At 46.3% G+C, this 26,759-nt stretch carries 26 protein-coding genes and 1 pseudogene; 11 read left to right on the forward strand and 16 right to left on the reverse strand.

Annotation, left to right across the window (positions count from 1 at the left end; translation table 11 throughout):
- Positions 1 to 16: 16 nt before the first annotated feature.
- The 7 genes from ACTWJ7_RS23640 to rpiA all read right to left on the reverse strand — a co-directional run bounded on the left by ACTWJ7_RS23640 (position 17) and on the right by rpiA (position 3,980).
- Positions 17 to 145: a hypothetical protein gene (locus tag ACTWJ7_RS23640; protein WP_301879301.1), complete on the reverse strand. Its 129-nt coding sequence runs from the start codon at positions 143 to 145 to the stop codon at positions 17 to 19.
- 20 nt (positions 146 to 165) lie between these two features.
- Positions 166 to 375, reverse strand: a complete 210-nt coding sequence (locus tag ACTWJ7_RS23645; RefSeq protein ID WP_301879302.1) for a hypothetical protein — start codon at positions 373 to 375, stop codon at positions 166 to 168.
- Positions 376 to 422: 47 nt separating this feature from the next.
- Positions 423 to 1,385, reverse strand: coding sequence for an alpha/beta hydrolase (locus ACTWJ7_RS23650; RefSeq protein WP_301879303.1), 963 nt, complete (start codon positions 1,383 to 1,385; stop codon positions 423 to 425).
- Positions 1,386 to 1,439: 54 nt separating this feature from the next.
- Positions 1,440 to 1,952 carry a response regulator gene (locus tag ACTWJ7_RS23655; RefSeq protein WP_079347079.1) on the reverse strand — a complete coding sequence of 171 codons (513 nt, stop codon included), beginning with the start codon at positions 1,950 to 1,952 and terminating at the stop codon, positions 1,440 to 1,442.
- A gap of 260 nt (positions 1,953 to 2,212) precedes the next feature.
- Positions 2,213 to 2,671, reverse strand: coding sequence for a MarR family winged helix-turn-helix transcriptional regulator (locus ACTWJ7_RS23660; protein WP_024630132.1), 459 nt, complete (start codon positions 2,669 to 2,671; stop codon positions 2,213 to 2,215).
- 23 nt (positions 2,672 to 2,694) lie between these two features.
- Positions 2,695 to 3,243, reverse strand: coding sequence for a GNAT family N-acetyltransferase (locus ACTWJ7_RS23665; protein WP_443145923.1), 549 nt, complete (start codon positions 3,241 to 3,243; stop codon positions 2,695 to 2,697).
- A 65-nt stretch (positions 3,244 to 3,308) separates the two neighbouring features.
- Complete coding sequence (rpiA, locus tag ACTWJ7_RS23670) at positions 3,309 to 3,980, reverse strand: ribose-5-phosphate isomerase RpiA (RefSeq protein ID WP_079347081.1); 672 nt, start codon at positions 3,978 to 3,980, stop codon at positions 3,309 to 3,311.
- A gap of 673 nt (positions 3,981 to 4,653) precedes the next feature.
- On the opposite strand from rpiA, the gene ACTWJ7_RS23675 reads away from it, so the two are divergent.
- Together ACTWJ7_RS23675 and ACTWJ7_RS23680 are read left to right on the forward strand one after the other, a co-directional pair.
- Positions 4,654 to 6,396 carry a methyl-accepting chemotaxis protein gene (locus ACTWJ7_RS23675; protein ID WP_301879554.1) on the forward strand — a complete coding sequence of 581 codons (1,743 nt, stop codon included), beginning with the start codon at positions 4,654 to 4,656 and terminating at the stop codon, positions 6,394 to 6,396.
- 293 nt (positions 6,397 to 6,689) lie between these two features.
- Positions 6,690 to 10,148, forward strand: coding sequence for a non-ribosomal peptide synthetase family protein (locus tag ACTWJ7_RS23680; RefSeq protein ID WP_443145924.1), 3,459 nt, complete (start codon positions 6,690 to 6,692; stop codon positions 10,146 to 10,148).
- A 120-nt stretch (positions 10,149 to 10,268) separates the two neighbouring features.
- On the opposite strand, the gene ACTWJ7_RS23685 is transcribed toward ACTWJ7_RS23680, so the two are convergent.
- Positions 10,269 to 10,889 (reverse strand): TraX family protein, encoded by a 621-nt coding sequence (locus ACTWJ7_RS23685; RefSeq protein WP_301879306.1) that lies wholly within the window; start codon positions 10,887 to 10,889, stop codon positions 10,269 to 10,271.
- Between the two features lie 51 nt (positions 10,890 to 10,940).
- Positions 10,941 to 11,438, reverse strand: a complete 498-nt coding sequence (locus tag ACTWJ7_RS23690; RefSeq protein WP_443145925.1) for a GNAT family N-acetyltransferase — start codon at positions 11,436 to 11,438, stop codon at positions 10,941 to 10,943.
- A gap of 208 nt (positions 11,439 to 11,646) precedes the next feature.
- Between ACTWJ7_RS23690 and ACTWJ7_RS23695 the strand changes: the two genes are divergently transcribed.
- From ACTWJ7_RS23695 to ACTWJ7_RS23720, 6 genes and pseudogenes are all read left to right on the forward strand, one after another.
- A complete protein-coding gene (locus tag ACTWJ7_RS23695; RefSeq protein WP_079347085.1) occupies positions 11,647 to 13,092 on the forward strand; it encodes a spore germination protein in 1,446 nt (481 codons plus the stop codon).
- Between the two features lie 107 nt (positions 13,093 to 13,199).
- Positions 13,200 to 13,540: pseudogene (locus tag ACTWJ7_RS23700) on the forward strand (Ger(x)C family spore germination protein); the annotation flags it as partial.
- A 147-nt stretch (positions 13,541 to 13,687) separates the two neighbouring features.
- On the forward strand, positions 13,688 to 14,239 hold the full coding sequence (locus ACTWJ7_RS23705; protein WP_443146414.1) for a Ger(x)C family spore germination C-terminal domain-containing protein: 552 nt from the start codon (positions 13,688 to 13,690) through the stop codon (positions 14,237 to 14,239).
- A gap of 43 nt (positions 14,240 to 14,282) precedes the next feature.
- Complete coding sequence (locus ACTWJ7_RS23710; protein ID WP_053783728.1) at positions 14,283 to 14,489, forward strand: hypothetical protein; 207 nt, start codon at positions 14,283 to 14,285, stop codon at positions 14,487 to 14,489.
- A gap of 14 nt (positions 14,490 to 14,503) precedes the next feature.
- On the forward strand, positions 14,504 to 15,037 hold the full coding sequence (locus ACTWJ7_RS23715; protein WP_443145926.1) for a GerAB/ArcD/ProY family transporter: 534 nt from the start codon (positions 14,504 to 14,506) through the stop codon (positions 15,035 to 15,037).
- Positions 15,016 to 15,621, forward strand: coding sequence for a GerAB/ArcD/ProY family transporter (locus tag ACTWJ7_RS23720; RefSeq protein ID WP_443145927.1), 606 nt, complete (start codon positions 15,016 to 15,018; stop codon positions 15,619 to 15,621). Before ACTWJ7_RS23715 ends, ACTWJ7_RS23720 begins: the two co-directional genes overlap by 22 nt.
- 15 nt (positions 15,622 to 15,636) lie before the next feature.
- Here ACTWJ7_RS23720 and ACTWJ7_RS23725 read toward each other — a convergent pair whose 3' ends face one another.
- A complete protein-coding gene (locus ACTWJ7_RS23725) occupies positions 15,637 to 16,104 on the reverse strand; it encodes an RbsD/FucU family protein (RefSeq protein ID WP_079347091.1) in 468 nt (155 codons plus the stop codon).
- A gap of 300 nt (positions 16,105 to 16,404) precedes the next feature.
- Between ACTWJ7_RS23725 and ACTWJ7_RS23730 the strand changes: the two genes are divergently transcribed.
- A complete protein-coding gene (locus tag ACTWJ7_RS23730; protein WP_079347093.1) occupies positions 16,405 to 16,833 on the forward strand; it encodes a MarR family winged helix-turn-helix transcriptional regulator in 429 nt (142 codons plus the stop codon).
- A gap of 31 nt (positions 16,834 to 16,864) precedes the next feature.
- On the forward strand, positions 16,865 to 18,184 hold the full coding sequence (locus ACTWJ7_RS23735) for an MFS transporter (protein ID WP_079347095.1): 1,320 nt from the start codon (positions 16,865 to 16,867) through the stop codon (positions 18,182 to 18,184).
- A 100-nt stretch (positions 18,185 to 18,284) separates the two neighbouring features.
- Here the strand turns inward: ACTWJ7_RS23735 and ACTWJ7_RS23740 are convergent, their stop codons facing one another.
- The 6 genes from ACTWJ7_RS23740 to yicI form a co-directional block, all read right to left on the reverse strand.
- A complete protein-coding gene (locus ACTWJ7_RS23740; RefSeq protein ID WP_079347097.1) occupies positions 18,285 to 19,586 on the reverse strand; it encodes an MFS transporter in 1,302 nt (433 codons plus the stop codon).
- A 180-nt stretch (positions 19,587 to 19,766) separates the two neighbouring features.
- Positions 19,767 to 22,427 carry a glycoside hydrolase family 3 C-terminal domain-containing protein gene (locus ACTWJ7_RS23745; protein ID WP_443145928.1) on the reverse strand — a complete coding sequence of 887 codons (2,661 nt, stop codon included), beginning with the start codon at positions 22,425 to 22,427 and terminating at the stop codon, positions 19,767 to 19,769.
- Positions 22,352 to 22,678 (reverse strand): hypothetical protein, encoded by a 327-nt coding sequence (locus ACTWJ7_RS23750; RefSeq protein ID WP_443145929.1) that lies wholly within the window; start codon positions 22,676 to 22,678, stop codon positions 22,352 to 22,354. Before ACTWJ7_RS23750 ends, ACTWJ7_RS23745 begins: the two co-directional genes overlap by 76 nt.
- Positions 22,679 to 22,693: 15 nt before the next feature.
- Positions 22,694 to 23,086: a phosphotransferase family protein gene (locus ACTWJ7_RS23755; RefSeq protein WP_443145930.1), complete on the reverse strand. Its 393-nt coding sequence runs from the start codon at positions 23,084 to 23,086 to the stop codon at positions 22,694 to 22,696.
- Positions 23,050 to 23,709, reverse strand: coding sequence for a phosphotransferase family protein (locus tag ACTWJ7_RS23760; protein ID WP_443145931.1), 660 nt, complete (start codon positions 23,707 to 23,709; stop codon positions 23,050 to 23,052). The genes ACTWJ7_RS23755 and ACTWJ7_RS23760 overlap by 37 nt, the downstream gene beginning before the upstream one ends.
- 170 nt (positions 23,710 to 23,879) lie before the next feature.
- A complete protein-coding gene (gene yicI, locus ACTWJ7_RS23765) occupies positions 23,880 to 26,198 on the reverse strand; it encodes an alpha-xylosidase (protein ID WP_079347103.1) in 2,319 nt (772 codons plus the stop codon).
- Positions 26,199 to 26,369: 171 nt separating this feature from the next.
- On the opposite strand from yicI, the gene ACTWJ7_RS23770 reads away from it, so the two are divergent.
- Positions 26,370 to 26,612 (forward strand): cupin domain-containing protein, encoded by a 243-nt coding sequence (locus tag ACTWJ7_RS23770; protein WP_443145932.1) that lies wholly within the window; start codon positions 26,370 to 26,372, stop codon positions 26,610 to 26,612.
- Positions 26,613 to 26,759 lie beyond the last annotated feature (147 nt).

Genomic DNA, 26,759 nt, shown 5'->3' on the forward strand with positions numbered 1-26,759 from the left:
AGAGCACCTCCATGGCTTAGAAGTTAATCGTCAATGTCCCCGAACCTGCGAACAGAATAATGGTTAGAATGACCATGACTACAAATGCCCCGGTGACGAGCAGTTTACCTGTGTCCCGCTTATACATACTGTCATTAAATAACATCACGCCGCCAATGACCATGGCTACCGGAGGAAGAAATGAAGAAATAATGTCATCAGAACAAGCAGCACCATTGAATATTGATCCAACACGGATTCTTCATATTCCGTCATGTATGGTAAGTCAGGCACAGCTGTTTTGGTCACAACGAGATTGCCGCAGGATTTGCATTTGAACTCATCCTCTGCCATTTCTTCATGACAATACGAACAAACTCTAGGTGTACGTGGCATCTCACACCTCCCCTTTAAGTACATCTTCTACTTAATACCCTGGATGCTTAAATGGAATCAGATGAATGCGAAAAGCTCTTCGTCAAAAAGGATTCAAGTACCTCCTCATATCGGGTACGATCCACTTGGAACGCTGTCCCATGACCCGCACGGGGAACAGTCAGCAGTTCCTTTTCTGTTGGACAAGCTTCATACAATCTATAAACCATTTCCGTCGGCACGAACGTATCCGCCTCACCATGAATGAAAAGAACCGGGACTTGAACTTTGGCGAGTTGATTTAATGCGGACGCCTCCCCAAAGAAATAGCCCGCTTTCCACCTGGAGATGAGACTGGTCACAGGAATAAACGGAAATGCGGGCAGCTTGTAGAGCTGCTTGAGCTGGAAGATCAGCTCCTCCTTCACTGAGGTATACGCACAATCCGACACGATGGCCTTCACTTGCTTGGGAAGAGCTTCACCCCCTGTCATCAGTACGGTAGCGCCTCCCATTGAAATTCCGTGCAAGATGATCTCCGTTTCTAAGCCTACCTTGTCGAGAACCCAATGGACCCACTGAACATAATCCTTGCGGTCCAACCAGCCAAATCCGATGATGTTACCTTCGCTTTGACCATGACCCCGATCATCCGGCATCAGCACGTTATAGCCATGTTTTTCCGCATAAAAGCGAGCAAAACCCGCCATTTCCCTGCCTTTTCCCGAATAACCATGCGCCAGAATAACCGTTCGATGTTGCGATCCGCTTCGAGAAGGAAGCCATGTCCCGTGCAGCTTTAATCCATCATGGGATTCCATATCTATATCTTCGGTTGGCTGCGAATTAAGCCACGCCACGTCAGACGCACTGCTGATAATTTCATTATCCGGCTCGGGCATCAGATTCGGATTATCAACCAGAAATGATTTTGGAGCACGACGAATGGCAGTTTTGAAGAAGTAAAGCCCACCAAACCATAATAGAGCAAGAACGATTAGCACCAGAATAGCAAGACCGTATAATAACATGAACATTCCCTCTCTTTCAGACGAACTTCCACGTGAAACATATATGTATATTATCTATCGTTTGGCAGCCTTTCCAGACACGGATGATTGTTGCCACTTCTGGATCACGTTGCTTAGAGCTTCAAGCGTGAAGGGTTTGCCGATAAAATCATTCATCCCGGCTTCAACACATTTCTCTTTCTCTCCATCCATAACATTTCCGGTCATCGCAATAATTGGTATGGAGTGCCGCGGCACATTCTCTTCTATGGCCCTGATTTTGCGTGTCGCCTCCAGTCCGTCCATTAGAGGCATCATATTATCCATCAGGATCAAACTATAATCTTTGCTGAGAAAAGCCGTGATAGCCTCTTCCCCATTGGAGACGGTATCCACCCGGGTTATGCCCAGCTTTTTGAGCTGCATCAGCACAACCTGCCGATTAATGGAGTTATCGTCAGCGAGCAAGAGCGATATCGGTAAGAAGGTATGCACCTGCTCCTGACTTTCCTTATTGCGATTCATCTGATTGGATATCGGTTCAACCGTTCTGCGCAATAATTTCATCTCGCCATGTTCATTAGACATCACATGATCACTCTCCTAATCGCGAATTATGCCATACTGCGTATAGGAAGGCTTCATTCATCCTACCTTTTTCACCAGCTTCAAATGCCTGGACCGTTCCCGCTCAAATACAACCCATCTATCATTATACATGATCGATGAATGGGCATGCGTTCAGCCCATCATTAATCTCAACTAATTTTCTATAATTTAAAATTGTCCTGTAAGTGTTCTAACGAGTGACCTCTGTTCTTCAGATATAAAAAAACTGACCTGCGTAATTAACGCAAGTCAGTTTTCCCCTCTGCAGCGAGTCCAAGCTTTTTTAACAAACGAATTGCATCCGCCTTTTCCGAGGGTTCAAGTCCATCCACCGCATCAATGATCACCTGGTGGTGCTGAGGAAAGATTTGTGTAAACAGATGTCTTCCTTCCTCCGTCAATTCAGCATATATAACACGCCGATCTTCCTTGGATGCTCGACGAATCAGCAGATTTTTGTTCTGAAGCTTGTCCACAACATACGTGATATTACCGCTGGACATTAACACTTTCTCACCGATCTTTTGCAACGCCTGCGGCCCTTTATGGTATAACAAATCAAGCACGCCAAATTCTGTCGTATTCAGTCCATGACTCTGGATATCCCGATTGGACCTGGATGTAACGGAATTGTATGCGCGAGCGAGAACCACAAATAATTGCAAAGACAGTTCCCGATTGTCCTCGTTGTTCGGCATTTCTATAATCCTCCATCAGTTGTTTACATTTCGACCTGCGTCTGGGACCGTATCTGCTCCCATTCTTCGCGCAGCATTCCCATACGAATTGAATCATAATGCTGGCCATCCACGATGCGGCATTTGCGCATACGTCCTTCCACCTGAAGCCCCGCCTTCGAAGCCGAACGCATCATTCGTTCATTGCCTGACCATGTTGTTAATCCAACCCGGACCAGTGGCAATTGCTCGAATAAGTGGCTGGACCACATCTGAAGTACTCGCGTGCCTATCCCGCGTCCCCATTGGGCTGAACAATATAGCACGATTCCCATTTCCAGCCACATGGATGGACGATGCTCCCAATAATAGCTGATTGTGCCGACAATTCGGCCATTCAACTCAACAATTCGAATGGAGTCCGGGTCAGAATTGTGCTTAGTCGCTTCAAGTCGTCTCAGCATGCTCCGTTCAAAGTCTTCGTAGCTCTCGTGTTCAAGGGCAAAATATGGCGCATCCCATTGTTTCCATTCCGGGACATCTTCACTGTAGATTAATTCATAGAGTTCAGTCAGATCCTCTTTTCCACACATCGAAGAGAAATTTCTCCATCCACTAACGGGTTCTCCCTCATCTATACACTGACCTCGCTTTCAGTTCAGGAACGATGACGCTCATCGATGCTGCCATCACTCTTCGCAAGAATGACGGTGTCCGCCATATGAATAAACAGTCCATTATCGACAACACCTGGCAGCATATTTAACTGCACGTTAAGCTCCGCAGCTTGTTCTATGGCTTCCATACGGCAATCCGCAATGAGGTTTCCATTATCCGTAAGATACCGTTGATCCCCATCCATACGCCATTCCGGGTTACACCCAAGTTTCTCAAGCGCCTCGAAAGTCCACTCTGACGCAAAAGGAACCACCTCAACCGGCAATGGGAATTTCCCCAGCTTTGGTACTGCTTTGCTGCCATCGGCCACAATAATCAGCTTGTCGCTGTTTGCAGCTACAATTTTCTCACGTAAAAGCGCACCGCCGCCACCCTTGATCAGGTTAAACTCAGGGTCAACTTCATCTGCACCGTCAATGGTCAGATCCAGACGTCCAATCTGATCAAATGGAACGATCGGAATCCCCCACTCCTTGGCGAGCTTGTCCGATGCTTCCGAGGTAGCTACCGCCTGAATGTTTAACCCTTCGCGTACCCGCTCACCAATTCGACAAATAGCGTAATACGCCGTTGAACCTGTACCCAACCCAACCTTCATTCCATCTTGAACATATTCTGCCGCGCGCTCAGCTGCTATCTGTTTAAGATTCATCTATAAACCCCCGCTGCTCATGATTTAAGAAATGCATACTGTAGTTATTATAGATAAAACCGCTTCCGATGTATATCTGTGCAATGAGGTATTCCACTGGGAAACTTGGCCTGTTTCTCTGCTTCACATGCATCATTGATCATGCTTATGTATGTTCTTGGTTAGATTAAAGTCCAAATCCAAACATCATTTCCTTTACATTCTCCCCCTTGGTGCACGATTGGAAAGGCAGATGATAGGAACATTTCTCTGTCATTTGCCTTATTTTCTTCAAAGTTTAAGGATGTTTTTTAACCCACCATGTTATAGAATACAGAATGAAACTAAAAAATGGGAATTATTTTAAATAAACAGTTCTAAATACCTACATATTGCTTTCATATGTCCATAAATACGTAAAATATTAAAAAAGTTTTAACAAAACTATTCAATCTGGCGACATTTTATACGACATATTAAGTATAGATGTGTTTTAATAATTAGACACCTATAGGTATCCAGGTAAAAATATCTCTACATAGCGACTACAAACCCAAGACCATGGTCGCACATTATGCCTTTGGAGGGGATTAAGAAATGATGTAATTGGCGTCATAAAAGCAACCAAAATATATGTTTTTAATTCAAAGAAGATCAGGAGTGGACTTTAGTGAAATCATTAAGTTGGAAAAGTATGTCATTTTTCTCAAAAAATCTGTTACTATCATTTACGAACATTATCATTATCGGCGTGGCGCTTATTGCCAGCAGCTACTATTTTCAAAAAACGATTCTTGTAGATCAGTTACATGGTCAAGTAGAACAAATCACCAAAAAATGGGCAGAAGGTATTGATTCCACTGATGTACAGGCTGCTATCACAGAAGGCAGTTATGATGGAAAAACACAAACCAAATTGCGCGCCTATTTCGATGAAATGCAGCAATATTATCCCAACATTGCCCAAGCCTACATCTTTGGCGTTGAGCTCGGTGGAGATAACAAGCGGTTAACTTCCCTTGTCGCCATGCCAACCAATCTAAAGGAAGCTTTCCAGAGTGAAAATGTAAATATCGGCGATATGTATGAACAGCCTGTCGTTGTGGCAAATGCGCTCAAAGAAATGTTGAATACTGATCGCCCGACATTCACCACATTTTATTCCGATGATTTCGGAACCTGGACCACCATTGCTTATCCGATCAAGGATAGTAACGGCAAGATTTATTCCTACTTTGCAGTTGATGCAGACGCATCAGCGGTACCGGCCGGACTGAACAAATTGCTTAAAAACGGAATTATTATTCTGGTAGCTTTCCTGCTGCTGTTCCTGATTATCCAATATCTTGTTGTCAAAAACACGCTTTCCCCTATTCGTCACCTGATCAAAGGGATTGATGACGTAAGTCGGGGTAATTTGAATGTCAAGATTCCAACTGGTAAAGATGATCTGGGAATTGTGAATGAAAAGTTCAATACCATGGTTCGCAAGATTAACGATACTATCGTCAAAGTGCAAATTACTTCACAAGAAGTCAATGAGTCTGCCAAGGAATTGTATGAAGTCTCTGAGAGAAACAGCGAGAATGCTGATTCTATCAATAGCAACGTTACTCAGATTACATCGAATATTCGTGCACAGGAACAGGCAACACGAGATAGTGCCCGTGCGATGTCCGAGATGGCTATTGTTATTCAGACTATTGCCAGCAGTTCAGCCAGCGTAGCTGACGAAGCCTATGAGATGGAACGCCGTTCACAACTAGGAAACAGTGTTGTTCGTCAGGTGTCCGAACAGATGAATCTAATTACGGAATCTGTTAAAAATACCGCTTCTGCCATTGAGGTTCTGGAGAGCCGCTCTCAGGAAATTGGCGATATTCTGAATATCATCTCAGGTATATCCAGCCAAACGAACCTGCTTGCGTTGAATGCATCCATCGAAGCAGCACGTGTTGGTGAGGAAGGCAGAGGATTCGCAGTTGTAGCGGGTGAAGTACGCAAGCTTGCTGAGCAATCCGAACAATCCACGAGCCAGGTTGCTGTACTGATCCAGGAGATTCAAGCTGAAATCAGACAAGCCGTTCGTGCGATGGAACAGGGTACTTCCGAAGTGGATACCGGCCTCAGTGTAGCTGATCAAACCGGTCAATTGTTCGAGGAAATTCTGGAAGCAGCCAAAAAAGTATCGAATCAAATTCAGGAAGTATCCAGCGCTACTGAAGAAATCTCTGCAGGTACAGAAGAAATGACAGCAACTGCGGATGATTTGTCTGCCAGCGTGAGTAAGACAGCTGATAACAGTGAACGCATCTCTTCATCCGTTGATGAACAAAAAGCATCTTTGATTACACTTGTTGATTCTTCTACCCGTTTGAACACGATGTCTGAGGAACTGCAAGAACTGATTTCTCATTTTAATGTAAGCAAATTATAATTCAATCCACAATTGAACGGTTTGAACCAAGGAGGAAAAACTGAAGTGGTCAAAAATCAATCATCGTCTTCCCACACAATGGAATCTGGCCTGCCGGTTCTTCAGATTCCACTGGATTATGGGCGCCGTCAACAAATCTTCTCTTATGAGTCTGCTCATATACCACTAGAAAAGTCTCTGGGGCGGGAACTCCAACAGAGGTTCAACTCAGAAAACGTGTATCCAGTTTTACTGACTGCGTATGCAGCATTATTATTCCGTTTGTCAGGGAACAGGAACTTGCCATTGGCACGTTGGCTCCAGACCAGGCAGCTTCCCATGTGTTATTGCAGATTCAAGGCAAGTTAACCTTCAGTGAGCTGGTACGTCAGATTTCAGATCAACTTCAGCACCATCATACGCTCCAAACAGGAGGAAACCCGGAAACCCTGTTCATGTTTAATCGTGTCCAGTTGCCTCAGGCTCCTCAATTGTTAAATTGGAATATTCGTGATGATCAGGATATGCTCATGCTGGATCTGTTCTACGACAGTTCACTTCTGAGTGAATCCACGGTCACGAGATATGCAGAGTATTATCAGACCCTGCTTCGCGCCATGTTGCGAAATCAAGACAAAGCAATCGGTACAGTGGACATTTTGTCCGCTTCAGACCGGTTGTTATATAGAGAAATGAATGACACCACCGTGCTCGAACCGGAGCATCAGACGATTCATGGCTGGTTCGAAGCGACAGCAGCCCAATATCCTGAATCACCGGCAATTACGTCTCCAACCGGCCGTTACACGTATAGAGAACTGAACGAACGTGCGAATCAGGTTGCCCGTGTGTTGTTATCCAACGGATTGCAAAAAGGAGAATTTGTCAGCATCTTTATGGAGCGGAGCCTGGAAACGATTATTTCTTTGCTCGGTATTCTCAAAGCTGGCGGAGTATACGTTCCTGTCGACCCTGAGCATCCACAAGAACGCAACAGTTATATTGTCGAAGATACAGCTTCATCATTTGTCCTGACCAAAGAGTCCTCTTTACTTGAAGCTTCACGGTTATTCTCAGGTATTACTACTGTTCGCCAAATCCTGGCTGTGGACGGACGCCTTGCCGGATTTGCAGCAAGCAACCCCAATCTGGATATTCAACCAGATGATCTGGCGTATATTATCTATACTTCAGGATCTACCGGCAAGCCCAAAGGTGCACTTATTGCCCATCGGGGTGTTGCCAATCTCGGTAGTGTTGTGCAGCGGGATTGCGATATTAAACCAGGTGACGTATTAACCCAGTTTGCTACATACAGCTTCGACGCATCAGTGTGGGATACGATTGGCGCCTTGTTCTACGGAGCAGAATTGTACCTGTTATCGGCGGAGGAACGTGTATCCGTTGAAGAGTTTGCGAGTGCAATTGAGCGCACAGGCACAACGATTATTACGATACTGCCAACCATCTTTTTCAACCAGCTGGCTTCCTTCCTTTCAGATGAAGGCTTCCACAAGCTGGCTAAAGTCAAAATCATTACCGTGGCCGGAGAAGCTCTCTATGGTGAGCAGGTTCGTGCCTTCCAACGCAAGTTTGGCAACCAGATTGATATTGTCAATGTATATGGACCCACGGAATGTACAGTAGCTACAACGACCCATCGCATTAGTGAGCAAGTTCCTGAAAATGTCGTTAATATTCCAATCGGAAGACCGATTCATAACTATAAAGTGTATATCGTCAATGAAGAACAGCAACTCTGCCCGGTAGGCGTCCCTGGCGAGGTATATATCGCGACACCTGCCCTGGCTCAAGGGTATCTGAACCAGCCGGAGCGCACAGCGCAGGCATTCATTGATAATCCTTTTGCCATCGATGAGAAAATCTATAAGTCAGGTGATATAGCCAAACTGCTCGATAGCGGACTACTGGAATATGTCGGACGCAGCGACTCGCAATTAAAGATTCGGGGTCACCGGATTGAAATCGGGGAGATTGAGGATCATTTTGCCCGCCTGGATCAGGTCCAGAATGTCGCCGTGATTCCCAAGAAGGAATCGGATGGTCAAAACATGCTCGTAGGATACTTTACGTCCAAAGATGGCAGTACACTTTCCGTTGCGGACATCAAAGCCGAGCTAACGGTTAAGCTCCCTTCCTATTTTGTACCGAAATGGATATGTCAGCTCGACGAAATGCCGATCGCACCGACAGGAAAGATCAATCGCAAAGCGATGGTATCTCTGCCTCACGTCGAGCGTCATGAAGATCGTCCTGATCGGGTACTTCCGGAGACGGAAGCTGAAGCTATTATTATGGAAGCATGGAAAGAAATTCTTCAGCACGATGACTTTGGTGTGGAGGACAGCTTCTTCGCCATTGGCGGCGATTCCCTTCGGGTCATCCATGTGCTGGTCATTCTGAAGCCGCATTATCCGCAGCTGAAAATTGCTGACTTTTTTGCCGAAAAGACGATTCGTGCTTTGGCACAGCATGTGGAGACGCTGGCTCAAATAACAGAAGTTACTGCCCATTCCTCAGTGCGTGAGGGCGTAATCACCCAATTGTCAGAACATCCTGTAGAGCTGAGATCCCAGATTGGTTACCCGGATATTCTGGATCCCGAGCATGTGCTCTTGACCGGGGCTACCGGATATCTTGGTTCCCATGTGCTGCAGCAGTTGATTCTAACTTCGAATACACGCATCTATACTCTTGTTCGCCGCCCTGCAGATGGAAGCTCTGCGATGGATCGACTGAGCAACGTCATGAAGGGTTACTTCGGGCCAGAATTACTGCCTCTCCTCGCATCCCGTGTCGAGATTATCGAAGGTGATCTGGAGCAACCGAATCTTGGTCTTTCTGCCGAGCAGACGACTTATGTGCAAGAACGAATTGACCGTGTGATACACTGTGCCGCTGATGTACGACATTTCGGAGATGCAGCACAATTCGCCAAAACCAACGTGGATGGAACCATCGCACTGCTCCATCTTATTCGCAGCAAGCCGGGTGCTTCCTTCCACCATGTATCCACGATGGGGATTCCGGAAGACCTTGCACTCAGTGGACAGTGGGAGACCTCATTGCAATATGACCGGTTCCCTGCAGATTTGCACGTGGACAACCTGTACTCGGACAGCAAGCTTGAAGCCGAGAAAGTGCTTATGATTGCTGCCGAAGAGGGTGTGCCTGTGAGCATCTATCGTGCTGGTAATCTGACCTGTCATTCTGAAACGGGACGCTTCCAGTCCAACATCGATAGCAATGCCTTTTATCGTATGATTAAAGCGATGTTATTGCTGGGTAAGGCTCCAGCAGCCGACTGGATGGTTGATTTTACGCCGATTGACTATGCAAGTCAGGCAATTGTTCATCTGGCATTGCGCCAAGACACAGCAGGACGAGTATTCCATATCTGTAATCCGGAGCCGATCAGCTACGATGATCTGATTCGTTCTGTGAATCGGGCCGGCTATGACGTGCAGACTCTGCCCTTTACAGAGTACACCAACTGGTTGTTCGATGGCAGTGTCAGCAAGGACCCTGAGGCGCTTCAACTGGCGATCGCACAGCTTGAAGGAGACGGTGCCAAGGATTCTGCATACGTGTATGCTTCTCCTGTAACAACTGCCTATGTGGAACCAGCCGGAATTACTTGTGCCAAAACGGATGATCGTTTCATCTCAAACATGCTAGAGCATGCTGTTGAGATTGGTTATTTTCCTAAGGCCGTCCGACCGCATTTTGGCACTTCTTCAACCAAGGAGTAAATTCAATACTGTGAATGCATGTAGTGCATCCACTGAAAAATATTAAGAAGCCACCCAACGTCAGTGATGACGTTGAGGTGGCTTCTTTCTTCATGAAGGCTCTTTCTTCAAGAAAGCTCCTTAAATCCAGCGAATCAAGGCAATAACCGCCAAATGTGCAGGATAAAAATAACGCCAAATCCAACGTGGACCTTTCAGACGGAACCCTGCGTTATAATACTGGGCCACTGCGATTCCAACGGTAGCGATTACGCTGTACATCTGAACGGAGCTGCTGTACAGCAAAATATACAGAACATTCAAGAGCACATGAGCCATGACCAGAATGGGTCCCTGGAAGTAACGAAACAGCAATACAAGCAGCAAGCCATACATGCCGTAATCCATATGGGTCATCTCCATGACCAAGCCTGCCCCGATCACAATCGGAATTCCCAGCATACGGTTTGGAAGTTTATCAAGTACGAGCAACACAAGCAGGGCTGACCACAATGTCCATACCACATTCAGCGAAAAATGATTAAAAGCCGCCATAAACGGCAATTGCGAGAGAACAGCAATCCAGAACAACCGCCATATGTATTTTTGTACGTTGCGCGTATGTTTATAACCGATATACACGGCAAAAGCATAGATTGGAAAAGCAATCCGACCAATGATTCGCAGCTCGGTTACCTGCGGATAAAAGACGGCTCCTATATGATCGATCAACATCGTAATCATTGCTATCCATTGCATCATTTTGAGCTAATGCCTCCCTTGCCCTGAAGTTCAGGGGTCTCCATGAATTGCTTATACATGAAGTTCATAATACATGAAATCGGTATCCAGCGTATAGCCTTCCGACTCATATAATGCCTGAGCCTTCTTGTTGTTTATCGCTGTAGAGAGCACGATTCGCACAGCTCCACTCTCATCTGCCAATCGTCGTGCAGCTTGCAGCAGCTTACGCGCAATTCCCTTCTGGCGATGATCCGCATGTACGTACAGATCATTAAGCACCCAGCTCGGTCTCATGGACACCGAGCTAAAGCTTGGATAAAGCTGTACAAATCCACCCAACTCGCTCGATATAGGCTTATCCGTCAAGCTGCTCTCCTCTCTCTTGTCTGTATTCACTTCCAATTCTGCAATCAGAATAACGGATTCATTGCGTTCCATACGTTCTCTTATATACTCATTCGCTCCGTTCAGATCTGTAAGCTGGTCGTAAAACATCCTATATTCATTGAACAGCTGTGCCACGCCATTAACATCCCCAAGCTCGGCACGTCTAATCCGATACGTCATTTTCCATCAACTCCTTATATAAAACGTCTCTCCGCCTCATTCACCCTCTTATTCTAAGCCCAATTTGACGCTTTCCCCATTCATCATCTGCATCAAAGTTTGTAATATATTTCGATAATCCAAACTTAAAAGTATATTTCATTGGAAGCGTCGCACACTATAGTCAGATTAGAGACTCAGGATTACAGCATAGGGAGGCGAAACTGAAATGGAAAAAGACAATATCTATGAACAGGTTAGGGCTAATCTGTTGGGTGTTGCCGACATAATCTATCAGCCTTTTCAAATCGGACCTTTCCATTGTGAACTCATCTATATTCAGTCCATTGTGGATACCCCTACCATGCGGGAAGCCATCGTCAAACCACTGCTTGAGGAAGCTTCACGAAATGAAATAGATCATCAATTCATTACCCGTGTCGTGACCGGATCATTTTTCACCCTTAACAGCCACCACTCGAATTCAGCAGCAACAATTGTGGATGATATCGTTTCAGGTAATGCAGCATTATATATCGAGGGTATTTCGGGCATGATCCACTTCGCTCTTCAAAATTATCAAAGACGTTCCGTAACGGAATCAAGCAACGAAGTTGTGATCGTCGGGCCTCAGGAAGCCTTCATCGAAGATATTCATGTGAATATGTCTCTGCTCCGGCACAAAATCAAACACCCTGATTTGAAAATGGTCAAATTCATCATTGGTAAATACACCAAAACTGAAGTATTCGTTGTGTATATTCAAGGGTTATGCAAACCGGACATTTTGGAAAACGTGCTGGAAAGCCTTGGTAATATTGATATGGACAGCAGCTTGGGCGTGAGTTATTTATCTGAATTTCTGGAGGATCATCCGCTCTCTCCTTTTCCGCAATATCAATATACCGAACGGCCGGATACGGTGGCGGCTGCACTGGTTGAAGGGCGGATCGGGGTTATGCAGGACGGAACACCGTTTTCCCTGCTCATTCCCGTAACCTTTTTTTCTTTAATGCAGTCTTCGGAAGACTATTATCAACGATTTTATTCTGCTTCCTTTATCCGGCTTATTCGTCTGCTGTTTGCCTTTATAGCCTTCCTGCTGCCATCCTTATATGTCGCCGTTACTACTTTTCACCCGGAAATTATTCCGACCAACCTGCTGATTACGATTGCTTCTGCCAGAGAAAACATTCCTTTCCCCGCCCTGATTGAAGCACTCATTATGGAAGTGACCTTTGAAGGTTTGCGCGAAGCGGGAATTCGTATTCCGAAGCCGCTGGGTCAGACGGTGTCCATTATCGGCGGGATTGTGATTGGTCAGGCGGCCGTACAGGCTGGAATTGTCTCAGCACCATTGGTTATCGTCGTATCCATCACAGGTATTGCCGCCTTTATCATCCCGCACTTCGAGCTCGGACTGGCCTTCCGGCTGCTTCGTTTTCCAGTGCTGTTTATGGGCGGAACACTGGGTCTGTTCGGCATCGTGATCTCGATCTATCTGATCTATTGGTATATGGTCAGTCTTCGCTCATTTGGCGTTCCTTACATGCAGCCCTTTGCTCCTCTCGTACTTCGTGATATCAAGGATACTATCGTTCGCGTGCCCTGGTTCCTGATGAAGCAGCGTCCAACAGCTTATGCAAATGCTAATAAAAAAAGGCAAAAGACATGAAAAAGTTTATCATTACAACCAAACTGAGTGTCGTTTTGATATGCGTTTTACTTTGCAGTGGCTGCTGGTCCAAAGTGGAGATAAATGAACGTACGTTTATTACAACCATGTATGTGGATAAAGGAGAAAAACCGGGTGAAATCGATATTTCACTAAGTACGCCGCTGCCGAACCGTCTCACTCCGCAAGGAACCGGAGGACCCGGAAAAAATCCATATGCTCTCGTTTCGGCTTCCGCATCCACCATCGCTGATGCTATGGAGAAAATCCAAACAGATCTCACACGAAAGCTTTCCTGGGGCATACACGGGTAGTGGTATTCGGTGAAGCATATGCTAGAGAAGGAATTCAAGATACGATGGAATGGATTTCACGTGAACCTTTGTTCCATCTTAGCAGTTATGTCATGGTTGCCAAGGGCAGAGCCCGAGACGTGGCTAATCTGACCCCGGTTTTCGAAGAAACACCCAGTGATGTGTTAAGAGAATTTGCAACCGAAGAAAATATGTTAAAGACACAAATGCTCACTGTACTTATGGCTGACAAAATGAATCAGGGCTTTGCTGCCCCCTTACTGGAATCGAAAGCAACCACAATGGCAAGCGAGGAGAACAAACGAAAGCAATGGACCAGTCAGGTGGGCAGTGCTCTTTTCAAACAGATGAAGATGGTTGATTCGATCTCACCCGAAGAAACAAGAACGGTAGCCTGGGCCAATCGCAATTTGGATACTTTGGTCGTCTCCGTGGAAACTGATGACGAGAAAGCGAGTATGACCATCTATAATATGAATTCCAAAATCAAGGTCAAACTTGTAAATGGACAACCTTTTTTTGACATCACTTTAAGGGGTGAGGCAGAACTGAATTCCGTGATCCCCGTTCTCAAGGTCAAGGATGTTGTGGGCGTTAAACAAATACAGCAAAAGGCCAATGAAAAGGCGAGTGCATATTTAACAAACGCAATAAAGGCCGGACAACGAAAAAAAGCTGATATTCTGATGCTTGGTTATCGTCTGGAATGGGCCTATCCTCGCATCTGGGAACAGTTGCGTCCCGTTTGGAATGATTATGTCAAAAACGATTTGCAGTTTAACGTGCATACCAATATCAACATCCAGTTCGTAGGATCGGAATCCAGCTACTGATAGGAGCAGTTGAAAGTGTCAAGCCACTTTAGGAGGTAAACCAATGATTGCTGTTGTTTTGTTTGCCGTACTGTACATACTTGAGTGGCCCATGATCAAGTCAAGCAAAAAGGGAATAAAAAGGGCTTATTTCGTTCTGCTGGGCCTATTTCTTCTGTGGAATACCCTGGCTGTCTCTGTACCGGGTTGGCCTAATCCCAATGATGTCATCAGGCTGGTCTTTGGCTGGGCAGACCGCTTATTTGGCTAAGAAAGGAGTACGCCATGATCAAATTGTCTGCCGGACAAGCGTACCGTTTTATGTTTGTCTACCTGTATTCCGAACCCATAGCTTTCCTCCTGCAGCGCTTGTTCAAGATGAGCGGTTATCAGGGGTGGATATCCATCCTTGGCGGGTTTGCGATCAGTCTGATTCTTCTCTTCTTCACATACAGATTGGGATCAGTTCACCCGGATCGACCGTGGGTTGATTTTGGTGAAGAAATTGTGGGCAAGGTCGTTCACAAGCTGTTCCTCGGTCTCATTGTGTTACTGTGCCTGTATTTGATATCCATTGACGTAGAGAATTTCATCGTTTTCCTGCAATCCATGTACTTACCTGAGACACCTATATGGCTGACAGCAACCGTAACCATTTTATGTATCAGCCTCTCCGCGCGTTCAGGTTTGATCACCATTGTCTATTTGTCAGAAGGCATATTTTTGGTGCAAATCTTTACGTCTGCTTTTCTCATGCCTGCTGTAACAAGCGGGGGAATCCGGATGTACTGCTTGCCATGCTCACTCATCATGATCTGAAAGAAATTTTCACGGGCTCCTTTTCAACCATGCCCTGGTTTTCCGAATGGATGATGTTCCTGTTTCTTGCCCCTGCCATCGCTTTCAGGCGGCCGCTTCTACGAAGTATGTTGTTTGCAGGCTCTACACTTGCATTATTCATTATCGTATTCTGGATGTTTACTTTAATGAATTTTGGACCTTATGAAGCCAGCAGTCTTCGCTACCCTTTGCTGGAAATGATACGTTTTGCCCGTTACGGCGATTTTCTGGATAACCTGGACCCATTCCTGATTGCCATTTGGTCTACGACCATGTTTACTCGCAGCTCGTTTCTGTTATACGCAGCCTCGGTTTGTCTTGCCAAACTTACCGGAGTTCGAAAGGATAGAACGGTAGTCTATCTGCTCGCGGGAACGGCTGCTACTTATGTGCTTCAATATGCAAAAGACGCGGCTTCTTATGAATTAGCCATTCGTTCTTACGCCATCGCTACCTATGCCGTACTTATCGAGTGTATGCCTATACTATATGTTATTGTTTACTGGCTGCGTTCTGGGAAAAACAAAAAGGCGAGCGAGACCTCCGCCTCTTCGTCGCCTTGAACTCTAAATTCAGTTTTATTCCACTTTTTTTGATTGCGGAAAAAGATCAGTATCTGGAAAAATGACTCCTTTTTTCAAAATCAAATTGGCATACTGCGCACGTTCACCGGTTGCAATGATAACATAGGCGCGGGAAGCCCTTTCATAAAACGCGAAACGCTCTTCATGATCAAAGGCATCCGTGATGCCCTCATGGTCCAGGATCAGCCTGCGATAATCTTCCCATATCATAGGCACCACCTGATCCCCCTTGACGACCTGCATTACGGCTGCCGGCCGCTCAGCGTACGTATCCAGCGGAAACAAACTTAAAATGGCATCCAGTAATTCGACCGTACCCAGCGCATCACAGCGAATCAGCCGCTGGGCATGACTGGCTGCGGGGAAGTTACCATCTGCCAGTACTAGTTCGTCTCCATGACCCATTTCAGACATGATTTTCAGCAGTTCCGGAGGTATTATTGCGGGAATGTTCTTCAGCATACTCAGCTCTCCTCAGTCAGCTCCATAGATAGATGGAGCAGATTCGTCTTCGTAACCTCACCATCATGTAGTCCAGTTACCGCAATACAGCGGCACTTCCATTTTATCAGTATTTTCCAACGTTTGCATATTTCAATGTGCGCATCAAAACTTTAATCCACTGTCAATTTTAAATAAAAAGGGTTTTATCATGCACTTATGTTCAATAAATCTGTTTTGACAAAATTAATTGTTTAGCATATAGTTGTTATAACAAGTATATGAATTGAGACTATTTTATTTAAAGAAAGAGAGGATTTTATGGGGACCGACTATTCACTCGATCAATCCATTGGATTCATGCTGGGCATGACACACCGCAAAGCGTCGGCTTTACTAGCCATACGATTTAAACCCTATGATATTACGACAGAGCAATTTTCCGTTCTGTTCAACATCGGTAAAGGCGAAGGCGTGAATCAGAAGGAAGTTGCGACGCGCGTTTATAAGGACCAGCCCACCACTGCCCGAATTATTGATCTGTTGGAAAAGAAAGGCTGGGTCGATCGCCGGACCAGCGAACAGGATCGCAGAGCCTACCTGCTCTACTTGACCGAAGAAGGAAAACGATTGCTTGACCAGCTTGTTCCGCTCGAAAGAGAAATGAATAAAAATCTTACTGAAGGTATTCCCGAAGACCAGATGGAAGCATTTAGACATACTCTTTCCCTCATGAACAGCAACCTGTAAGGAATTTAACACCAGGGGGAATGAACAAAAAATGAAATCACAATCATCGCAAGTCAAACTGTGGACCACCGATTTTATCCTGCTCATGTTATGTAACTTTCTACTCTTTCTGCAACTTCACATGATTGTATCCCCACTGCCTTCCTATGTGCAGGACCGTTTTCACGCCAATGCCTTTGAAGTCAGCCTTTTCACCTGTCTCTTTGCCCTTAGCGCCATTGCTGCCCGGCTCTATTCAGCCAAAGCATTGGAGAAGGGTCTTCGTAATGCCATGATCTATATTGGCTTGACCGTTGCCTTGCTTGCGACACTTGGATATTATTTTGCTGCCGGGATTGCTGTCCTGTTATTGCTGCGTATGGTGTTCGGTATCGGATTTGGCATGGGTAGCACGGCTTTCCCGACGATGGCATCGGATATTGTGCCTGTGAAACGGATGGGTGAAGGTATGGGCTATTTCGGCCTGTCCACAAGTTTAGCCATGTCCATGGGTCCCATTATTGGGGTCACCGTGCTGCAGGGCGCTGGGTTCGTGACTCTCATGTTATGTACGGCGGGGGTTATAGTGGTCATCTATCCACTCAGTTATTCACTGACTCGCAAAAAAGCTAGGAGGGTCAATGACGAGGTGGTACCGACTCCACCGGCTGGAACAGCTGCAATATCTGGCACCAAGGTAAAGACGCCCTTCAACCGCAAACTGATTCTGCCAAGTGTACTGAATTGTTTGCTGTCCATCACATATGGCGGACTTGTTGGATTCATCGTGTTGTACGGAAAGGAAGCCAACCTGGCTAACCCTGCACTGTTCTTTTTGTTTAATGCTCTCGCTGTCCTGCTGGTCAGACCATTTGCAGGACGGATCTATGACAGTAAAGGTCCGAAAGCGTTACTGATTCCCGGAGCGATATTCATTGCTGCTGGACTGATTACTCTCTCATATGCTACTTCTATGCCTATCTTGTTTGTTGCTGCATTTTTATACGGGATCGGATATGGTTCCATCCAGTCCTCCATGCAGACCTGGATGATCCAGATTGTCTCTCCATCACAGCGCGGTATGGCTAACGGCATGTTTCTGAATACGCTGGATTTAGGGATTGCTATGGGAGCACTTCTGCTGGGCGCTATTGCTTCCATAACCAGTTATACCGATATGTATCGTTATTCCATTATATTCATGATCCTATTTCTCCTGATCTACCTGATTCAAGGAAAACGAAGTGGAGGTTTTGCAGTTCCTGTCCATCCGCTATTGAGACATACACATATTGCTGGGCAGGACTCCGAACGACATGAGCATACCGAAACTGCAAGTGAAAATGACACACCTACTCAACGAAAAAAATAACTGATGCAATTACGCTGCTGTACTTCAATTCATTAGAACGCGTCTACTCTGTAAGGGAACCATACTTCCCCCAGAGTAAACGCGTTTTTTATAGCCTTAATCAGAGTGGACTTTTCTTTCTGCGTCCTGGCACATACCCACTTGGCTGTTTCACATCATCATAATCAGGTTCACGATGATTTTGGCCACCGCCTGATGTAGGCTGATTTCCCTTATCCGGCTTGACTGCCAATAACGTAAGCAAGCCTCCCACCGCCCCGGACGCGGCTAGAATACCAAACAGAATAAAATGGTGGGACCCGATTAACAGTGACACAATAGGAGGTCCGAGTGACACGCCGATAAAACGCATGCTGCTGAACAACGCCGTGATGGTACCGCGCTGTTCCTTGTCAACCCCTTCAGTAACCATAGCATCCAGACATGGCAGTGTAGCACCTATTCCTGCTCCGCCAAGAGTGAACAAACCAACAACGACATAAATGTTGTCAAAAAGCCCGATTACACCAAGAGATACCGTTAAAACAGCAAGTCCGATAAACCCGAGCCATTTCATCCGTGTCTTGTTCTTCCCAATCCACTTTCCAGCAAAGAAAGATGCCAGACACAAGGCAGCCAGCGGTATGGCAAGCACAAGCCCTTTAACTACACCTTTTAATTTGAACTCCGATTCCAATGTCTCCGACAGATAAAAGAGCACGCCAAAGAGAACAAACATGCAAATTCCGCCGATGGCAAAAATCGCATACAGCCAGCGCCCCTTTTCTTTCAGCACACTGCGGATGGAAGAAACAAATTCGCGAAAGCTCTGTGGTTCTTCCTTCCTCTTGGGTGTTTTCACCAGGAAAATAACCAAGACCAATGAAAGCAAACAGAGTACCGGAATAGCCATAAAAGGCAAATACCAAATCCAGACAGCAAGAGCTGCACCCAAAATCGGACTTAGTACCTTGCCGAAGGTATTCGAGGTTTCAATAATCCCAAGGCTTTTACTCACTTCGTTTTCATCATCGAACATATCTCCAACCAAAGGAATGACAATCGGGAAAGCCCCTGCTGCCCCTATCCCTTGCAAAAGTCTGCCACCGAGAATGGTCCAGTATGCCGCATTTCCATTCAGCATCCAGGCTGCTCCTCCTGCTACCGCACCTCCTGCGGCTGCAATGATGAGACTGGGTATAATGACGGCTTTCCTGCCGAAACGATCCGACAGATATCCTGCAAGTGGAATCAGCAGGATCGCGACGACCGCATAAACCGTAATTAACATGCTGACCTTGAATGAGGACACTTTCAATTCACGCTCAATCTGCGGAAGGATGGGGATCAGCATGGAGTTGCCCAGTGTCATAATGACCGGGATGGAAGCGAGTGCGACGAGATCCCACTTTTTATCGTTCATACCTCAACCACCTTTACAGAATCAGAAAACAACAACGTTATTGTGGGTTGTTCTGCAGTTGAATATACGGCTTATGTAAAAAAGATCACTTTGGATAACAACGCAAAAAAGCTGTCTCACTGAAATCAGTGACATGACAGCCTTTTTGGCTATACATCATGAAGGTTTATAAATGAAAGGCTAAATCAGCACAAATTGCTGGAGGGCTGCACCGCCCTTGAAAACGATGCAGAGCTGCCCTAGCTCACGCTTTGTCTCAAGTGCACAACGGACGGTGCTCCATTGAAGATTCCTCTCGTTTACAGTCCCAGCGGAACCTGGAACGACACAAGTGCCGAGCAGCGGGCCTGTGGGACCTTCCGCTCGAATCTCCAATTCGCCACCTTCTCCGAAGGCTGCCACCCGACCTTCAAATCCGTTAGCTTGCCGGAAAGCATTATCGTGGAATGAAATCCAGGATGGGCTTCCTTCACGATACAGCGGTTCGCCTGAAGCAATGGCACGGACGGCTGATCGTCCTTCCAGACATTCATCTAATAGCACGCCTGCATATGCATCGTAATTTTCCGCAAACGTAGGCAGATTGAGCGCGCGTGCAGGAATGATTTCACCCTCGATGTGGATCTCTGCCGTTTGATGAATATTTGCCGAGGAACGTCCAGCCATGATCGACCATGTTGCGGTTTCAAGACAATATCTGTCACGAGTGACATCCCAGAAAGCCAATTTCTGAACAGGAATTTCAAACGAAAGATCTTCCACTGCGCCTGAGGCAAGATGAATCCGCCGGAAGCCGATCAACTGACTTTGCGGGCGCTTCACCCGTGAAGTTTGGGCATGCCCGTACAGCTGCACCACCTCATCGCTGTCGCGTTCCCCTTTGTTCTCCACCTGTATTTCAATCTTCAGTACATCGTCTCCAGAAGATCCCTGCGCTCGCCGCACTCGAATCGCTCTATACTCAAATTCCGAATAGGTCAATCCATGACCAAAGGGATACAAAACTGGACCTTCATGATACATATAAGTTGTACCGTTATGAATAATGTCATAATCCATGATGTCAGGAAGCTGCGATTCATCCTCATACCATGTCATGTTCAGTCTGCCAGCAGGAGCATAATTTCCAAGCAAAACATCAGCAACCGCATTTCCCAATTCCTGACCAGCATGCGTTAAATATACGATAGCCGGAGCCACATCTTTCAAATCTTGCAGTGCAAATGGATAACTGCCCACAATGACAACGACCGTATTCGGGTTCACATGGCAGACTTCCTTCACCAGCCGAACCTGATCCGACGGAAGCAGCAGACTTGGACGATCAATTTCCTCTTTGCCGTTAATATATGGACTATTGCCGACAACAACAACAGAAACGTCACTATTCTGCGCAGCTTCTTTCGCCTGCTCTATTCCGTTCGCAACAACGTCGAGCTTGAACACAGCAGGTTGCTGCGTCTCCACTATAGCTTCCGGATGACCAGATGAACTCAAGTCTTCGTCTGTTTGTTCCGGCGTTGGGGACAGAACCCACTGGCCCTGATGCTCATTCAGCCCAAGCGGCAATCCGTTCCACGTACGCAACGTACTGCTTCCATCCGCTTGTGAATCAATCTGCACCACTTCCTTGACAAACCAGCCACCAATCTCCGGTGCACTCGCCTGATAAATCCCCTGTTCGGTTAACGTAACATATCGATTATTCTTCAGACTGCGCAGTGTGTGACTTCCCCAGCCCCAGTCTTGATGGATGAACTCGGCTGTCTCTGCACTTCCCTCTGGCACGGCCACAAGCTTTCCTTCAGCATCGAGTGTTACTATCTTTCCATCGACCGTCTTGAGGCTAATGTGGTCATTTCCGTCTGTAAAAGATACTTCTGCACCGGCAAGCTGCTTGCGCAATCCTTCCAGAACGCTAACACGATAAGGCAGTGTTCCACTATACCAATCGGTATAGACCACATCCGCAAGGGGTCCGATTACGCTAACCTTCTGCAATCTTTCCGGTTGGAGCGGAAGCAGTCCATCATTTTTGAGCAAAACGATAGACTCCGCTGCCGCTCTATAGCTTAATTTGGCATGTTCAGGCGCACACAATACAGATTCCGATATTGAAGCATACGGATTAAGACCCGTCTGATCCAGCTGTCCCAGTCGCATACGTACGCCAAAAATATTACGAATGGCCCGGTCTAGATCCTCGACCTCCAGCAAGTTCCGCTCAAGTGCCTCTTCCAAGGCAGATACGACCAAGTCAACCTCGTCCGTCAGACAGTCCACGCCTGCTTTTAAGGCCCCTGCAGCTGATTCCGCATGCGAGGCATGATAACCGTGATAATTGACCGTCTGGGACAAGTCACCCCCATCACACACGATAAAACCTGGCATGGCCCACTCACCCTTGACCACATCATTCACATACGGACTTTCTATGGCTGGTGTGCCGTTGATAGAGTTGTACGCTGTCATCATCGATAAGGCTCCGCCTTCTACGAAAGGTGTCTCGAATGCTTTTAAATAATATTCACGCAAGTTCCGCGGATCGATGCTGGATGAACAATTCAACCGATCCTTCTCATTATTGTTGGCAAAAAAGTGCTTCAGCGTCGCTACCATTTTTAAATAGAATGAATGATGACCCTGCATGCCTTTCACAAGAGCTGCCGACATTTCGCCCGTCAATACAGGGTCTTCACCGTAGCCTTCTTCGGTTCTTCCCCAACGCGGGTCCCGTTCCAGATCGACGGTAGGCGCCCATAAGGTCAAGCCGTGACGCTCGGGTGCACGATGATGGTATGCTCTGGCTTCATCTCCGATGACAGACCCAATTTCACGCATGAGCTTGGTATTCCAGGTGCTCGACAAACCAACCGGTTGCGGGAAAACGGTAGCTTCCCAATCCAGGCAACCCCGTGAGCTGCTTCACCTCCCACATTGTAGCCGGGGATTCCCAATCGGGGCACTGCTGCTTCACGTGTAGGAATTAATCGAATTTTCTCCTCCGTTGTCAGACGCGCAATTAAGTCATTTAATCGTTCTTCCAATGGCAATGTTGCGTCCCACATCGGATATTCATGATATTCATTCATACTAAACCCTCCTACTTATTCGTTAATTTTGAGTTGCTTCCATTGGTCCAATAGATACCGTGTTCGTTCACAGTACTTCTGTCCTGCCTCAGACTGATGCACCTGATGTTCATGGACATATGCGTTAAAGTAGGAGGACAGTATTCGGTAGGCAAGAAGGCGTGCCTGTCCCTCATCGGACATATCCTGTGGTTGACCATAACCTTTATGAAAAGCAGTTGATGATTCAGTCGATAAAATAGCTTCAAACGCCCTGTCCGCAAACATGGAACGATCCCCATCAATGATGGCAGCAATGGTTAACTCACCATTTTTCTCATGAACAAGCACGTTGGCTTCCCACAGATCGTTATGAACAAGAACCGGAACAGTTACCTGATCAAATAAATCCTTATTCTTAATGAACATATCTGCAACCTCTTCCCCACACCTGGCATATACCCGACCTGGGCGGCTTTAAGAGCCGTTTCCTGAGCAAAAGAGTGCAGCACCTCGGACCAGTGATCCGAGCCTTTAATCGTACCATCGCCTTGCGGCCAGCCAAACGCTGTACCCTCAATCCGATGTATGGCAGCGGTATAAACGCCGAGTTGATGATACAATCGTTCTTTGTCGGCCACCGAAATCGATGGGTGGTCCAGCTGCTTACTAGGGATAAACTCCATAAACATGTAGGTTCTAGGAATGACCGATCCGCTATCATTACAGACGATAATATTTGGAGCAGGAATGCCTGCCTTACGGTAATATTCATAAACAATAGGTTCAGCAGACATCATCGAGCGCTCAAACGAGAATAGCGGATCACTTGTCGAACCGGACGGCATATCTCCCCGCTCTGGTGCCAAACGCAAAATCACATCCGTATGCGATGCATGTTCTAGCTGAATACGATACGTTGTATTAAAAAGCCCACCCTGCAAAAGTACAAAATCATTCACAATGGTAGCGGTTCCAAAAGTATTCTCTACTAACCGATGCAGCATCTCTGCTGTAATGGTTTGATGTAAACCTGACTTCGTTGTACTCATTTAAGATATAATCCCCTATCTTTATCTGTCGCTGTATAAATTGAACTAAGGAGTATTTACATTTGCCACTTCGATGACAGAAAACCTTACTAGAACCATACTTCCATGGCATGACAGTAAACAAACAGACGGCACCTTGCGGTACCGCCCTTTTGTTTATGCTATAAACATTACAGTTGAATGGTAAGCGAGCTTGCACCTGCTGCAGCCGTAACGACAACACCATTTGCACCCGACGCTTGGGAACCACCCTCAACGCTTGATACACTCTCCATGCCACGCAGCACGATATTCCATGGTTTGCCCGCACCTTCAGCACGAACCTCCAGAACAGAGCCGTTACGGGATACGCTAACAACCAGCTCCTGCTCAGCACTTTGGTTCACAACCACCGCTTGAGCGGAGTTGCCGTCAGCCAGTTCGAACAAATGAAGGGACACATTATCCGCAAAATCATAATCCGGTTTGTTATCCACAGCACCGACCGCGATCAGGCTGTTTGGTTTGATCATCATTGGCAGTGTTTTGAAATCATGGTTTTCACTGATCCAGCGTCCACCTTGTACTTTAGCTCCAGTCAGATAGTTTGTCCAAGTTCCTTCAGGCAGGTAATAACGTACATCGCCTTCCTTATTGAAGATTGGCGCAACCAGAATGGAATCGCCGAACATGTATTGCGTATCCAGGCTATAAGTTGTTGGATCCTCTGGGAAATCCAGCAGCATAGCGCGCATCATCGGAATACCTCTTACCGTCGACTCCACCGCAGAATTGTAAAGGTACGGCATCAGGCTGATTTTGAGTTTGGTAAAGTCGCGAACAACGTCCACGGACTCCTCATCAAACAGCCAAGGCACACGATACGAAGTGCTTCCGTGTAGACGGCTGTGAGAAGACAAAAGTCCGAATTGTACCCAGCGTTTGTATACGTCAGGGGTCGCTGTACTCTCAAAACCGCTGATATCATGGCTCCAGAATCCGAAACCGGAAAGTCCAAGCGAGAGGCCGCCTCGAAGTGATTCAGCCATGGATTCATAAGTAGAAGAGCAGTCTCCGCCCCAGTGAACCGGGAACTGTTGACCACCTGCTGTTGCAGAGCGTGCAAACAGGGCAGCTTCGTTTTTGCCAATCTTGTCTTCGAGCAATTCAAAGACAGCTTTGTTATAGAGCTGTGTATAATAGTTGTGCATTTTAACCGGATCAGAGCCATCGAAGTACACGACATCTGTCGGAATTCTTTCACCGAAGTCTGTCTTGAAGGAGTCTACACCTTGATCAAGCAGGACTTCCAGCTTACTCTTATACCAATTCACAGCATCCGGATTTGTGAAGTCAACCAGACCCATACCTGCTTGCCACATATCCCATTGCCATACGCTGCCATCCGCTGTTTTAACCAGATAACCGTTCTCCATACCTTCATCGAACAAATAGGATTTTTCAGCAATATAAGGGTTGATCCAAGCACATATTTTAAGACCCTTTTCTTTCAGACGTGCAAGCATGCCTTCCGGGTCCGGGAACATCGCTTCATCCCATACGAAATCAGACCATTGGTATTCCTTCATCCAGAAGCAGTCAAAATGGAATACAGAAAGCGGAAGATCACGTTCAGCCATGCCATCTACAAAATGATTAACCGTTGCTTCATCATAATCCGTTGTGAATGATGTTGTCAGCCACAGACCAAATGTCCATGCCGGTGGAAGCGCTGGTTTACCTGTTAATTGGGTATAATTATCAAGCACATCCTTTGGATTGTCACCACCGATAATGAAATACTCCAACGTCTCTCCTTCTACGCTGAACTGCACTTTAGATACATTCTCAGATGCAATCTCATACGATACGCGTTCAGGATGGTTTACAAATACGCCATATCCTTTATTGGACAAATAGAAAGGAATGTTCTTATAGGACTGCTCGCTGCTTGTACCGCCGTCCTCATTCCAGGTGTCAACCACTTGGCCATTCTTAACAAACGGCGTGAAGCGCTCACCGAGTCCGTAAACGTATTCACCAATGCCGAGATCAAGCTGCTCGCGGAAGTATGCTTCCTTACTCGGACCTGTAATATAACCAGCGGCTCTTTGGCCGCTACCTGTAATTCGTTTTCCTTCATACAGGAAGCTGACGTCCCAACCATTCGTTTTGTCGATTTGAACTTCCAGATTGCCGCTTTTCAAAACAGCCCCTTGTTCATTCTTCGAAATGTCAACGTTCACATCTTGATGGTTAAGCTCAAATTCAGGCCCCTTTTTCACTCCGCCCTTATGATGATTCAAGGTTACACGAATAACGTTAGGCATAGGGGAGCTGTACGTTGCTTTAAGCAATGTACCGTTCAACGTGTCGCCTTTGGTGCGAATATATTTAGTTGCCGCATATACGGTCAAAGAATCCTCTTTTTGCACAATATCACGAATGTCAGTCGGGTTTTGAATGTGGTACCCTTCACGAGTCATCCAGAATCCATCAGTAAATTTCATGTTTTCTTTCCCCCTTCGGTTATACTATAATAATATTGACATTAATAACGAATTTCTTCTCATATTTTGACCAAATATATCACGATTTTGATATTTCTTATCAGATTTTTTATAAACACCACCAATCTATGGGAACGTTTACATTAATAATGATGCAAAAGGAGAACTTATATGGAACGTGAACGATTACGGGAAGACCGGATTCACGGCAACGCCATGTATCCAGTCAGTGTGTACCCGGATATTCAGCAGCTGAATGGCGACAGCATTCTCGATTGCCACTGGCACGACGAGATGGAGTTCACCATGGTGACTCAGGGCAGTGCTGTTTTTCAAATTGACATGAATACGGTAGAGGTTCAGGCAGGAGAAGCCATTTTTATCAATCGGGGGAAATTCACGCAGGTTATCTGAAAGGCGATGTCCCCTGCGTTTTTCATCCATTGTATTTAACCCGGAGCTGTTAGGCAGCCGGACATTCGATGCTGTGCAGGAGAAGTTCGTTGGCCCGCTCGTACACAAAACGGCAATCCCTCCTTACCATATCCAAACCGATGAAGC

Origin of the sequence: Paenibacillus sp. 1A_MP2 (assembly GCF_052244825.1) — a bacterium.
Taxonomy (GTDB): Bacteria; Bacillota; Bacilli; order Paenibacillales; family Paenibacillaceae; genus Paenibacillus; species Paenibacillus vandeheii.